The sequence below is a fragment of the Psychroserpens sp. genome, from assembly GCF_036960315.1.
Taxonomy (GTDB): Bacteria; Bacteroidota; Bacteroidia; order Flavobacteriales; family Flavobacteriaceae; genus Psychroserpens.
In genome coordinates this window covers 186,431-199,331 of sequence record NZ_JBALVR010000004.1, presented here as the reverse complement: position 1 = coordinate 199,331, position 12,901 = coordinate 186,431, and the positions used below count along the sequence as shown (strand labels likewise).

At 33.7% G+C, this 12,901-nt stretch carries 11 protein-coding genes; 6 read left to right on the top strand and 5 right to left on the bottom strand.

The annotated features are described in order from the left end of the window. Window positions 1–14: 14 nt before the first annotated feature. Entirely contained in the window at window positions 15–1,799 is a 1,785-nt protein-coding gene (gene argS, locus V7719_RS08980; protein WP_335729552.1) for an arginine--tRNA ligase, read from the bottom strand. Window positions 1,800–2,480: 681 nt separating this feature from the next. On the opposite strand from argS, the gene V7719_RS08975 reads away from it, so the two are divergent. Further along, the gene (locus tag V7719_RS08975) at window positions 2,481–4,535 is read left to right on the top strand and encodes a tetratricopeptide repeat-containing sensor histidine kinase (protein WP_335729551.1); all 2,055 of its coding nucleotides are present in this window, start codon (window positions 2,481–2,483) and stop codon (window positions 4,533–4,535) included. Between the two features lie 86 nt (window positions 4,536–4,621). Here V7719_RS08975 and ctlX read toward each other — a convergent pair whose 3' ends face one another. Together ctlX and V7719_RS08965 are read right to left on the bottom strand one after the other, a co-directional pair. Then, complete coding sequence (ctlX, locus tag V7719_RS08970; protein ID WP_335729550.1) at window positions 4,622–5,554, bottom strand: citrulline utilization hydrolase CtlX; 933 nt, start codon at window positions 5,552–5,554, stop codon at window positions 4,622–4,624. 48 nt (window positions 5,555–5,602) lie between these two features. Further along, window positions 5,603–5,992, bottom strand: a complete 390-nt coding sequence (locus tag V7719_RS08965; RefSeq protein WP_335729549.1) for a hypothetical protein — start codon at window positions 5,990–5,992, stop codon at window positions 5,603–5,605. A gap of 117 nt (window positions 5,993–6,109) precedes the next feature. Between V7719_RS08965 and V7719_RS08960 the strand changes: the two genes are divergently transcribed. Continuing rightward, window positions 6,110–7,843: a M14 family metallopeptidase gene (locus V7719_RS08960; protein ID WP_335729548.1), complete on the top strand. Its 1,734-nt coding sequence runs from the start codon at window positions 6,110–6,112 to the stop codon at window positions 7,841–7,843. 39 nt (window positions 7,844–7,882) lie between these two features. Here V7719_RS08960 and V7719_RS08955 read toward each other — a convergent pair whose 3' ends face one another. Next, on the bottom strand, window positions 7,883–8,464 hold the full coding sequence (locus tag V7719_RS08955; protein ID WP_335729546.1) for an NUDIX hydrolase: 582 nt from the start codon (window positions 8,462–8,464) through the stop codon (window positions 7,883–7,885). Window positions 8,465–8,588: 124 nt separating this feature from the next. Here V7719_RS08955 and pyrE point away from each other — a divergent pair, with 124 nt between their 5' ends. Then, a complete protein-coding gene (gene pyrE / locus V7719_RS08950) occupies window positions 8,589–9,233 on the top strand; it encodes an orotate phosphoribosyltransferase (RefSeq protein ID WP_335729545.1) in 645 nt (214 codons plus the stop codon). Window positions 9,234–9,265: 32 nt separating this feature from the next. Beyond that, window positions 9,266–9,661: an SRPBCC family protein gene (locus V7719_RS08945; RefSeq protein ID WP_335729544.1), complete on the top strand. Its 396-nt coding sequence runs from the start codon at window positions 9,266–9,268 to the stop codon at window positions 9,659–9,661. Here the strand turns inward: V7719_RS08945 and V7719_RS08940 are convergent. Beyond that, window positions 9,658–10,389 carry a biotin--[acetyl-CoA-carboxylase] ligase gene (locus V7719_RS08940; RefSeq protein ID WP_335729543.1) on the bottom strand — a complete coding sequence of 244 codons (732 nt, stop codon included), beginning with the start codon at window positions 10,387–10,389 and terminating at the stop codon, window positions 9,658–9,660. The two genes, V7719_RS08945 and V7719_RS08940, sit on opposite strands and share 4 nt — an antisense overlap. A gap of 96 nt (window positions 10,390–10,485) precedes the next feature. On the opposite strand from V7719_RS08940, the gene rsfS reads away from it, so the two are divergent. Beyond that, entirely contained in the window at window positions 10,486–10,857 is a 372-nt protein-coding gene (gene rsfS / locus V7719_RS08935; RefSeq protein WP_335729541.1) for a ribosome silencing factor, read from the top strand. Between the two features lie 39 nt (window positions 10,858–10,896). Continuing rightward, window positions 10,897–12,870, top strand: a complete 1,974-nt coding sequence (gene ftsH, locus V7719_RS08930) for an ATP-dependent zinc metalloprotease FtsH (RefSeq protein ID WP_335729540.1) — start codon at window positions 10,897–10,899, stop codon at window positions 12,868–12,870. Window positions 12,871–12,901 lie beyond the last annotated feature (31 nt).

The window sequence follows — 12,901 nt, the reverse complement described above, 5'->3', positions numbered from 1 at the left end:
TTTCTAGCAATAAACTACATACGTCCTGGTACATTGATACCTAATAAGCCAAATGCGCTCTTAATCACATTAGCAACCGTTTGAGATAATTGTACACGGAATACTTTTTCAGTCTCATTATCTACACCTAAAATAGACACGTTTTGGTAGAATGAATTAAACACTTTCACCAACTCATATGTATAGTTTGCAATAAGTGCAGGACTATAATGATCTGCAGCGTTTTGAATAACTTCTGGAAATAACTCTAGTTGTTTTAGTAATTCTTTTTCTTTAGCATGTAATTGCATCACGACTCCACTCGATGTGACTGTCTGATCTACATTAGATTTTCGTAAAATAGACTGAATTCTAGCATACGTATATTGAATAAACGGACCAGTATTTCCTTGGAAATCGATAGACTCTTTTGGATCGAATAGAATACGTTTTCTAGGATCTACTTTTAAGATAAAATATTTTAAAGCTCCTAAACCAATGGTTTTGTAGAGTTCTTGCTTTTCGTCTTCGGAATACCCATCAAGTTTTCCTAATTCCTCTGAAATCTCACCAGCAGTCTGAGCCATTTCTCCAATCAAATCATCAGCATCTACAACAGTCCCTTCTCTACTCTTCATCTTTCCTGAAGGCAAATCGACCATCCCATAACTTAAATGGTATAAATTTTCAGCCCAATCAAAACCAAGCTTTTTAATAATTAAGAACAACACCTGAAAATGATATTCTTGTTCATTTCCAACGGTGTACACCATGCCTCCAACATCAGGAAAATCTTTCACACGCTGAATTGCTGTTCCAATATCTTGTGTCATATAAACCGCAGTCCCATCACTTCGTAAAACGATTTTCTCATCGAGGCCTTCATTGGTTAAATCACACCAAACTGAACCATCTTCTTTCTTAAAGAATACACCTGTTTTCAAACCTTCGGCAACAAATTCTTTACCCAATAAATAGGTCTGACTTTCATAATACAGTTTATCGAAATCAACACCAATATTCTTGTAAGTGATATCAAAACCTTTATACACCCAACCGTTCATCATTTCCCATAAAGCAACAACGGCTTCATCTCCAGATTCCCATTTACGGAGCATATCTTGAGCTTCTAGCAAGATTGGTGCATTCTTCTTAGCCTCTTCTTCAGTTTGCCCTTCGGAAATGAGCTGTTGAATTTCAGTTTTGTATTCTTGGTCAAACTTCACGTAATAATTCCCAACCAGTTTATCCCCTTTTAATCCTGACGATTGTGGTGTTTGATCATTTCCGAAGCGCTTCCAAGCCAACATACTTTTACAAATATGAATACCTCTATCATTGATGATTTGCGTTTTGTAAACTTTCTTTCCTGAAGCTTTTAAAATTTCAGAAACACTATAGCCTAAAATCACATTTCTAATATGACCTAAATGCAAAGGCTTGTTAGTGTTTGGAGAAGAATACTCTACCATTACAGCTTTACCTTTAGAACCTGGTGCTGTAAATCCGTAGTGATCATTATCCTTTATCCCACTAAAGAAATTGATGTAATAGGCATCACTAATTTCAATATTTAAAAAGCCTTTAACGACATTAAACGCCTTAACATCATCAACATGATCAACCAAATATTGACCGATTTGTTCTCCAATTTGAACAGGATTTCCTTTCACAACCCTCAACATTGGAAACACAACTACAGTAATATCACCCGCAAACTCTTTACGAGTTGCTTGAAATTCTACCGATTTTAATTCTGCATCAAAAACAGATTTTACAGCCTGTTTTACATTATGTGAGAGTGTCTCTTGAAGATTCATTTTCGTCTTGATTTTAAGTCCGCAAAGATAGGTTTTTTATTAAAATTTTAAGGCGCCAATGCGCTTTTATTGATTATTTCAGGGATGTCAATCATTCAAATTATAGAAAGACAAAAACACCTATTGCATAGAATTCCTATTTTGGTATCATTACACCTAAAAAAACAGTCGAATTCTATAAAACCTAACTTGGGTTAATCGCGACATAGAATTTTACTATTTGGCTCCAAATGAGTTGCGTTTCCTAGCAATGAAACCACAACCAAACAAGGGAGTTCTTGGGAAAATCAATATTAGTTTGATTTTGACCATAAAATATTGCCAGCAATCGAGGTGTTTTAGCTTAATCTACTGTAAATCAACTTTTTAGATAAAATCATGTATTTCATCGACAAAAGTGTTGTTTTTCTATGTTTTATGCCGTTTATCTATTCGTCGATGTTTTTATAAATTTCATTGATCACTTTAACTAATTTATAGGTATTAAAACCTAAAAATTAGGGTTTAAGAACCTTTTTATTGATTTTTGATATGCTATTAATCAAAGTCCCAAACGTTGATGAAACTTAATAATCAATCTTTATTGAGATTGTCATTATTATTAAAGCACCCTAACTATCCAACGCTAAAGGAAGTTTCGTGTAGAAATAATTTTGCAATTATTAATGCCCAAACTAAAATATGAAGCAGTTAATTACATTAGCTGTTTTATGTTCTTCGCTCTGTTGTTTTTCACAAACGAATGAGATCGATAGTCTAACTGTGCATTTATCTTTTCAAAAACAAGATTCTTCTAAAGTAGATACGTCTATACGTTTGGTACAAGCGCTTTATAATGCAAAAAGTTACAAGAAAGCCCTTACCTATATTGAAAATACAGAGCGTCTTTCAAAATTTTTAAATCACACCAAAGGAATAGCCGATGTCAATTACTACAAAGCATTAATCTATGCGCAACGTGATGATTATTACAATGCCATCGATGGTTATAATAGATCTAAACGTTATTACACACAGTTAGGTGACACTCTTGGGATTGCCAAAGTGAATAATAGTATTGGTTTGATAGAAATCAAAAGAGGAAACTATGGTGTTGGGCTTGAAAATTCACTCTCAGCTATAAAGATTTTTGAATCTCGAAATTTAAACAATGAATTAAGCTCTGCTTACAACAACTTAGCAGAAGCCTATTATAATACACATCAGGTTGATAAAGCATTAGAATATAATATCAAAGCGCTAAATGTAAGAGAACAATTAAGGGATAGTACAGGTATTAAAAACTCAACTAGAAATATCGCTTTATTATATTCTCAAAGAAAAGAGCACAGAAAAGCCATTGAATATTACGAGAAAGTCCTAAAACTTATCAACCCAAGTAAAGACCAAAGACTTAGAGGTGAAATTTTACCTCGTATTGGAGCAGAGTATCTTAAATTTAAAGACTACGATAAAGCTTCTCAATATTTAGTTGAAGGCTTAATATTTAATAGGAAAATCAAAAATGATGACGGAATTCTAAGAGCGCTAAATGCTATTGGCGAACTCAACATTCAACGACGTAAAGTGAAGCTTGCAGAAATCCAAATCAACGAAGCCTATGCCATTGCTATTAAAATCAATAATAAGCCAGAGCTTCTTAAAAACTTCAGATTACATAAAGAGCTAGATTCTATTAATAGAAGGTTTCAAAATGCGTTTTTCTGGCAAGGGAAATATTTTAGTTTGAAAAGTGAATTAGACGAAGCCAACCGACCAATAATTCCAGTAATTACAAATCCAATTAAAGTTGAACCTTTAGTTGCTGATGAGGATTTTAATGCTATTGCTTTAAAGCAAAAAGAAGAGGAAAAGGATATTGAATATAAAAAACTTAAAGCAATTTCTTATGTGCTTGGAGCGGCATTTTTGATTGTATCTACTATACTTCTGCTTATTTATCTTAAACGAAAAAATACATTAAAATTCAATAGAGAGCTTCAGGAAAAAAATAAGCAAATTGAACTTCAAGATCAAGAATTTGCTGAGAAAATACAGCATCTTGAAGAAGTTAACAATGTAAAGGATAGATTGTTCTCGATTGTTTCACACGATTTAAAAGATTCCATTTCATCAATAAAAGGATTTATTGATTTACTCAAGGAAGATGGAATTTCGAGAGAAGAGTTTTATGACCTAGTTCCTGAGTTAAGTGAAAATGCAGACAGTGCATCTCAGTTACTTTTCAACCTATTAAACTGGTCTAAATCACAAATGCAGAATTTAGAACCTAAGGCAGACTTGTTCAATATTCAAGAGGTCTTTCAGAATAAAATAAGTCTGGTAGAGCACAAAGTAGACCAGAAGCGTATCGTACTTATAGACGAGTCACACCGAGATTTTGTTTATGCCGATAAAAGCATGATTGAAATTGTGATTCAGAATTTAATAACAAATGCTGTAAAGTTTACGCGTGTAGGTGATGTTATTACAGTTTCCAACACAGACCACAATGGCAAATCTTTAATATGCGTTGAAGATACTGGAGTTGGTATTTCTAAAGAAAATGTTGATAAGCTTTTCCAAAACGGCACCTTCACTACAAGAGGAACCAACAACGAAAAAGGTACAGGTTTGGGCTTGACCATTTGTAAAGAATTGGTTGAACTCAATAAGGGCAGGATTTGGGTAGAAAGCACTCCAAATGTCGGAACCAAATTCTATGTAGAGTTGCCAAAAATGAAACCTGCAATGTAAAATCTGTATAATTATTTTTGGTGTTTTTCAATAAAAGAGACTAATCATGATTTTATATTACCGAATGCTATTTTTATCAAGCTAGATTAAGCTTTTGGCAAAAACACCTCAGCCATCATACAGCGAGCACTTCCTCCTCCACAGGTTTCTATGGTTTCTAATGAACTAGATAAAATAGGGCAAAATTTTTCAATTTCAATAACTTGCTTTGGGGTTAAACTATCATGAGCCGCTTTGCTCATCACCAAATAACGCTGGCCGTTATGTCCTTGAACTTGAAGCATATTTCCAGCAAACTGATGCATTTGTAATTCGGAAATATCTATAATGGCTTTTCCGTCTGCTTTAAGGTTTTTGATTACATTTTTACGTTCCGTTTTATCATCAATTGAATCCAAACAAATGACTGAAAACTGCTCAGACAAGCACATCATCACATTAGTATGATAGATTGGCATTCGTTTTCCATCAACGGTTTGATTAGCTGTAAAAATTACAGGTGCACAATCAAAATCTTCACAAAATTCGATGACTAAATCTTCATCTGCACGAGCAGACAATGCACAATACACTTTCGAGTTAATTCGATCTAAAAGTAAGCTTCCAGTACCTTCTAAAAAGAGGCTCTCCTCTTCAGCACTGGTATAATCAATAATATTTTCGATTTTAAAACCTTCTTCTTCTAAACGAATCAATATCTCTTCACGACGTTCTCTTCTTCGATTTTCAGCAAACATAGGATAAATGACGACATTCCCGTTTTCATGAAAACTTACCCAATTATTAGGAAATATCGAATCTGGTGTGTCCAATAATTTATCATCTTCTTCAACAATAACATGAACACCAACAGCACGCAATTTTTCAACAAAAGCATCAAATTCTTCTTGAGCTTTAGCATTAATTTCAGTGTTTTTTAAATTTAAACCTTCCTGAAAATAATTATTGACCGCTGTCTGTTCATTCATCCTAAAATTGACAGGACGAATCATTAAAATGGTATTTGTAGTTTGAGACATTTCTTAAAATTAAAGTGTCGTAAAATTAAATAATTTAAATGGAGAATACTACATCGCACTTTTATTATTTTGATTGAATAACAACCAATCTAAAGCCGCTTGTCGTTCTCTGAAAATTTTAATATTCCAATTATTACTTTTATTGATATCCATGACAATTTGTGTTGCCATTTCAGCACTCTGGCTATAGACTACAACAGCTCTAAAAGCAATAACATCGTTTAATTCACCCATTGCGACCTGAGCATCAAAGGTGTACGAATACCCATGCTCTTTATTAATTAAGAGTGAAAAAGGAGCGACTAAATGGGATTGTAAAAGATTGCGGTAAGCATATACCATTTCTGCATCAATAACAACGGTGTCGTTGATAATAAGTTCGGCAATATTAGATTCTAAAATCTTAATTTTTCCGAAGGGCAAAATAAAAACTTTCATTAGCTATTAGTTTAGAGGGATATTCAAATTTAGATTAACTTTGAAATATTATGGCTCATCATTCAGAAAGAAATAAACAACGATATTAACAATTGATCATTCATTTAAAATCTTGACATGAAAAACCTAATGTTTCTTTTTATCATTATAATGTCTTGTTCTTCGGAAAAGGATAAACCTACCTATGACTTTACAACAAGATTTGAAACATCGAAAGGAACAGAAACTTCAACTTATAATGAAGTCATTACGTTTTATGAATACTTAGCAGAGCATTACAACGAAATTGAAATAGAAGCGATTGGAGAAACCGATTCTGGAAAACCTTTACATATAGTCACTTTAAATCCTGATGCGAATTTCAATTTATCTGAAGTTAGAGACCACAAGCGTGTGCTTTTAATTAACAATGGAATTCATCCAGGAGAATCTGATGGAATTGACGCCACTATGATGCTTTTTCGAGATATTGTTCAAGGTAAAATAAAATATCCAAAATCAACGGTTTTGGTAACCATTCCAATATATAATATCGGCGGAAGTCTAAATCGAAATTCTGGCACAAGAACAAATCAAAATGGACCAGTAGCTTACGGTTTTAGAGGAAACGCACGCAACTTTGATTTGAACAGAGATTTTATAAAGAGCGACACAAAAAATGCCAGAACTTTTGCTCAAATTTTTCATCTAGTACAGCCTGACGTGTTTATAGATAACCATGTGAGTAATGGCGCAGATTATCAGTATACACTAACCCATTTATTTACACAACACAATAAATTAGGAGGAAAACTGGGTGAATTTTTACATACCAAAATGATGCCTCAATTAGAGCAGAAACTTTCAGAAAAAGACTGGAATATTACGCCTTATGTCAATGTATTTAACAGAACTCCAGAGCAGGGATTTACTCAGTTTATGGATTCTCCGCGTTACTCTACTGGCTATACAACACTGTGGAACACCTTAGGCATGATGGTTGAGACCCACATGTTAAAACCCTATAAACAGAGAGTTGAAGGCACATATGAACTCATGCAAAGTATGATAGAAATTACTGAGTCTGAAGGTGAAGAAATCACAAAATTGCGCAGGAGTGCTTTATCAGAATTACAATCGATTAAGTCGTATCCACTTCAATGGACTGTGGATACCACTAGAACATCAACCTTACAATTTAAAGGTTATGAAGGACAGATGATTGAAAGTGAATTTACTGGAACTAAACGCTTAAAATACGACAAAACCAAGCCCTTTACGAAAGCTGTGACGTATCAAAATTATATGACTTCAACATTAGAAGTTGATATTCCAAAAGCTTATGTGATTCCCCAAGGTTGGTGGAATGTTATAGATCTTTTAAAATTGAATAATGTGGAGATGACACAATTCGAAAATGACACAACGTTATCAGTTAACTCTTATAAAATCAAAAATTACGACACGAGAAAACAAGCTTATGAGGGTCATTATCCACATTACAATGTAGAGTTGGATATTTCCAAAGAAAACGCGACTTTTTTAAAAGGAGATTATTTGATTAACACGAATCAAAATGCCATTAGATATTTACTTGAAACTCTTGAGCCACAAGCTCCAGATTCCTTTTTTAGTTGGAATTTCTTTGATACTATTTTACAGCAAAAAGAAGGGTTTTCGCCATATGTCTGGGAAGACAAAGCACAAGAATTATTGGCTAGAAATCCGAAATTGAAAATAGATTTCAATCTTAAAAAAACCTATGATGAAGATTTTTCCAACAATTGGTATGCCCAATTAGATTGGTTACACAAGCAAAGTGAACACTATGAAAAAGCGCATTTACAATACCCCATTTATCGCATCGAATAATTGAGTTTAAAAATAGTCCATAAAAAAACGCAAAACTGATTAAACTAAAATCCTAATGTTAGCATAACTGTTATCTAGAGCTTTTAGGCTTTCTTCAGGAGTTAACCAATCAACTTTAGTAATGCCTTCATTTTCTTGGGGATATAATTTTCCGTTAAAAGAAGTTTTCATTTCAAACCAATAGGTCACTTTTATTCTATGTCGGCCATTTCGTTTAAAAATATGATACGTAGTTTGTAATGACTTTGTAATCTCTAATCCTGTTACTCCTGTCTCCTCTTCTACTTCGCGAATTGCAGTTGTCTCAATGGTTTCTTTACCTTCAGTTTTTCCTTTCGGAAGATCCCATTTATTATTTCGGAAGATAAACAGAGTTTCACCTTTGCTATTATAAACCTTTCCTCCACCAGCAATTACATTTGGCAATAGTTTTAAAAACTTTTTTAGTAATTTATGCTCTTTCTTCCCTATTAGTCTTACCTCTTTTAAGCTTGTGGAGTTAAGTTCTCGTATCACCTTGCCAATGTTGACTTTTGACAATAGGTAATTTTTAAAACCGTCTTCTTTTTGAACTTCTGTAGTTAGAATAATTGGCTTATCATTTACAAAAATGTGATACATGAGCTAGATTAGTAGATATTTAAAAAGTAAAAATATAATTTTTATACTGATGTCCACTATTTTTAAAAATAATTTTATTTTAAATTCTGAAATTCTATTTATCAAAAAAGCGTAGTTTTGCAACATGATTTTTGACAAAGAAACAGCTAAACAAACTGCCGAAGTTTTATTGCAAATCAATGCGATAAAATTACAACCTAATGATCCTTTTACTTGGGCTTCAGGTTGGAAATCGCCTATCTATTGTGACAATAGAATTGTGCTATCATTCCCGCCAATTAGAAATTACATTCGAGAAAGCATGGCGAAACACATTGAGGCACACTACGGAAAAGTAGATGTTATAGCTGGTGTTGCAACAGGTGCCATTGGAATTGGTATTTTAGTTGCTGAATATCTCGGACTCCCTTTTATCTATGTGAGACCAGAAGCTAAATCTCATGGACGTCAAAACCAAATTGAAGGTTTTATAGAATCTGGACAAAATGTTGTGGTTATCGAAGACCTTATTAGTACTGGCAAAAGCAGTCTTAATGCTGTAAAAGCGCTTAAAGAAGCTAACGTAAAAGTGAAAGGCATGGTTGCTATTTTTTCTTACGGGTTTGAAGTTGCATCCAAAAACTTTGAAACTGCCAAAGTCGAACTCCACACCTTGAGTAACTATGAAAATCTATTAGAGCAAGCCTTAGACACCAAATATATTAATGCTAAAGAACAAGAAGTTTTATCACTTTGGAATAACAATCCAAGCGAATGGAACGCTATTTGATTATAGGCTTATAACAATAATAAATTGCACACATGAAATTAGAATCGCCAAAAACAACTATAAACAAATCAGCGCAAGACACCTTTGATTTTTTGTCTGATGTAAAAAACTTTGAAAAGTTAATGCCTGAAAACATTAGCAAATTTAAAATCTTAGAAGAGGATAAATTTTTATTTGCACTCAAAGGCATGCCAGAAATTGTATTAAAAAAGAAGGAAGCTATCGCACCAAATAAAATTGTTTTAGGAGCCGCTGGCGGAAAATTAGATTTCTCACTTACTGGTAACATTACAGAAGTTGCAGCAGACAAAAGTGAAGTAGAACTTATCTTTGAAGGTGAATTTAACGCTATGATGGCAATGATGATAAAAGGCCCAATCACTAAATTCATAGAAACACTTGCTAGCAACTTGCCTGCTCAAGTTTAATAAAGAAGTTTAACTTCTTTTAAATCGAATTCTTTTATGATATCATCTTCAACTAAGACCTGAAGATATCCAGAATTTGAAACACCTTTTATAAAACCCGAAAACAGAGAACCTTCAGCATCTTCAAATGTTGAGGGTTTATTTTTTCTAAATAGTTCTGTCTCGTATAATGTCTTCAATTCTTCTAATTGTCCAGTCTTTAGCATTTCAGAATATAGCTTCAAATACTTTAGCACAGACTGCAAGACTTCATCTAAATCATAGTGCTTTCCTGATACCATTTGCATCGACGTCGCATTTGGTAAATCTTCGAAATGCGTTTGATTGACATTAAGCCCAAAACCAATAATTGTCGCCTGCAACTGATTGGTTTTTATGACATTTTCTATCAAAATACCCGAAATCTTATTCTGGTCTGCCAAAATGTCGTTAGGCCATTTAATCGCTACATTTTTTATTTGAAACCTTTTTAAGGACGTAGAAATTGCCAATGAAATTGCCATACTTATATAAAAGCTGTTTTCAATTACCAAAAAGGAGACATCGAGAAACACACTAACCATAAGGTTCTTTGAAGGCTGTGAACTCCAAGTCGTTCCCATTTGTCCGCGACCCTTAGCCTGTGACTCTGCTAGGATAACCGTGTAATCTTCTATAACTTCTGTACTACTCAACTGTCTTAAAAAAGTGTTGGTAGAGTCAATGGCACTAAGTTTGATTATACGCATAGTAATGTGTTAAAAAAATTTATAAATTTCTTATGATTAATAACCGTTTATAAGACATAAAAAAATAATAACTTTGCACAAAATTAAATCAATTTAATGGCGAAAAAAAATACGAGTCCAGATCAACTAATAAGTACGATTATTGCTGGGATTGAAGATGTAAAAGGAAAAGAAATCACGATTCTAGATTTAAGAGAGATCGAAAATACAGTTTGTGATTACTTTGTTGTTTGTGAAGGAACCTCAAACACACAAGTAAACGCCATTGTGAATTCCATTCAGAAAAAAGTAAGTAAAGAGCATAAAGATAATCCTTGGCATATTGAAGGGAATGATAATGCTGAATGGGTCTTAATGGATTATGTCAATATTGTGGTTCATGTATTTCAAAAACATATAAGAGAATACTACGACATTGAGAGTCTTTGGGGTGACGCAAAAACCACTATAATAGAAACAAGTTACTAAAGAATACTAAATAAAAAACCACATATGTGGTCACTGTAGATGGCAAAAGAAAATAAAAATATAAATAAAAAACCAAAGTTTAATTCATGGTGGATCTACGGATTTGTAATTGCAGCAGTTCTAGCAATACAACTATTTTCTAGTGGATTTGGTGGGTCTTCATCTAAGGAAATAAACCCTTCAGAGTTTTTTGAATTCATGAGACAAGGGGATGTTGCTGAACTTCTCATTATCAATGAGAGAGAAGCACGTGTATTTCTTACTAAAGACGCATTAGACAAGGAGGTTCATAAAAATTCTAAGCCTAGTAGCATCCTTCCTGCTGTTACACCACAACCTAACTACAAATTTGAGTTTGGTGATCTAAAACTTTTTCAAGAAGAGGTTAAAATAATCAACAGTGAAGATAGCAATACTTTTGTTCCAACTGAATATGACACTGAAGACAACATAGTAGGAAGTTTTATATTTTCTCTACTTCCATTCGTGCTTATTATCGGAGTTTGGATTTTCATCATGAGACGTATGTCTTCTGGTGGCGGTGGCGGTGCTGGCGGACAAATTTTCAACATAGGAAAATCTAAAGCGAAATTATTCGATGAGAAAACGGATGTAAAAACATCATTTAAAGATGTAGCAGGTTTAGAAGGTGCTAAAGAAGAAGTTCAAGAAATTGTAGATTTCCTTAAAAATCCAGAAAAATACACCTCTCTTGGTGGAAAAATCCCGAAGGGAGCCTTATTAATAGGACAACCAGGAACAGGTAAAACCTTATTAGCTAAAGCTGTTGCTGGTGAAGCTAAGGTGCCATTCTTCTCACTATCTGGATCAGATTTTGTTGAGATGTTTGTTGGTGTCGGAGCCTCTCGTGTAAGAGATTTATTTAAACAAGCCAAAGAAAAATCTCCTGCTATTATATTCATCGATGAAATTGATGCTATTGGTAGAGCTCGTGGAAAAAATAATATGTCAGGTTCTAATGATGAACGTGAAAATACACTTAACCAATTACTAACAGAAATGGATGGTTTTGGCACAAATACAAACGTTATTGTATTAGCAGCAACCAACAGAGCCGATGTTTTAGATAAAGCCTTAATGCGTGCTGGACGTTTTGATAGACAGATATTTGTAGATCTTCCAGACGTTAGAGAACGTAAACAGATTTTTGAAGTCCACTTAAGACCTATTAAACAATCTGAAAAGCTAGACGTAGATTTCTTAGCTAAGCAAACACCAGGTTTCTCTGGAGCAGATATTGCTAACGTATGTAATGAAGCGGCTTTAATCGCTGCTCGTCATGGGAAGAAAGCTGTAGACAAACAAGATTTCTTAGATGCTGTTGATAGAATTGTTGGTGGTCTTGAAAAGAAAAATAAAATCATTACTAAAGACGAGAAAGAAGCTGTAGCGTTCCACGAAGCTGGACATGCAACGGTAAGCTGGATGTTAGAACATGCTGCACCTTTGGTTAAAGTAACAATTGTGCCACGTGGTCAATCGTTAGGTGCTGCTTGGTACTTGCCAGAAGAACGCTTAATTGTAAGACCAGAACAAATGCTAGACGAAATGTGTGCTTCACTTGGTGGTAGAGCCGCTGAGAAAGTTATTTTTAATAAAATTTCTACTGGTGCTTTAAGTGATCTCGAAAAAGTAACTAAACAAGCTAGAGCCATGGTAACTATCTATGGTTTGAGTGAAAAAATCGGAAACTTAACCTATTATGACTCTTCAGGGCAATCTGAATACGGTTTCACGAAGCCTTACAGTGAGCAAACTGCAGAGCTTATCGATAAAGAGATTTCAGATATTATTGAGAAGCAATATCAACGTGCTATTAAACTACTGGAAAAGAATAAAGATAAACTCACAGAATTAGCCGAAGTATTACTTGAAAAAGAAGTAATTTTTAAAGACAACTTAGAGAAAATTTTTGGAGAGCGTCCTTTCAAAAAAGAGATTGAAGAACGCTTAACAGAATCTCCAAAAAAAAACAAGGAAGAAGAAGAATAACATCTTCTTAATTAAGATATCTTATAAAAAA

Excerpts from the sequence above, each read along its gene's own strand:
- argS (WP_335729552.1), bottom strand. The coding sequence starts at position 1,799 with ATGAATCTTCAAGAGACACTCTCACATAATGTAAAACAGGCTGTAAAA.
- V7719_RS08975 (WP_335729551.1), top strand. The coding sequence starts at position 2,481 with ATGAAGCAGTTAATTACATTAGCTGTTTTATGTTCTTCGCTCTGTTGT.
- ctlX (WP_335729550.1), bottom strand. The coding sequence starts at position 5,554 with ATGTCTCAAACTACAAATACCATTTTAATGATTCGTCCTGTCAATTTT.
- V7719_RS08965 (WP_335729549.1), bottom strand. The coding sequence starts at position 5,992 with ATGAAAGTTTTTATTTTGCCCTTCGGAAAAATTAAGATTTTAGAATCT.
- V7719_RS08960 (WP_335729548.1), top strand. The coding sequence starts at position 6,110 with ATGAAAAACCTAATGTTTCTTTTTATCATTATAATGTCTTGTTCTTCG.
- V7719_RS08955 (WP_335729546.1), bottom strand. The coding sequence starts at position 8,464 with ATGTATCACATTTTTGTAAATGATAAGCCAATTATTCTAACTACAGAA.
- pyrE (WP_335729545.1), top strand. The coding sequence starts at position 8,589 with ATGATTTTTGACAAAGAAACAGCTAAACAAACTGCCGAAGTTTTATTG.
- V7719_RS08945 (WP_335729544.1), top strand. The coding sequence starts at position 9,266 with ATGAAATTAGAATCGCCAAAAACAACTATAAACAAATCAGCGCAAGAC.
- V7719_RS08940 (WP_335729543.1), bottom strand. The coding sequence starts at position 10,389 with ATGCGTATAATCAAACTTAGTGCCATTGACTCTACCAACACTTTTTTA.
- rsfS (WP_335729541.1), top strand. The coding sequence starts at position 10,486 with ATGGCGAAAAAAAATACGAGTCCAGATCAACTAATAAGTACGATTATT.
- ftsH (WP_335729540.1), top strand. The coding sequence starts at position 10,897 with ATGGCAAAAGAAAATAAAAATATAAATAAAAAACCAAAGTTTAATTCA.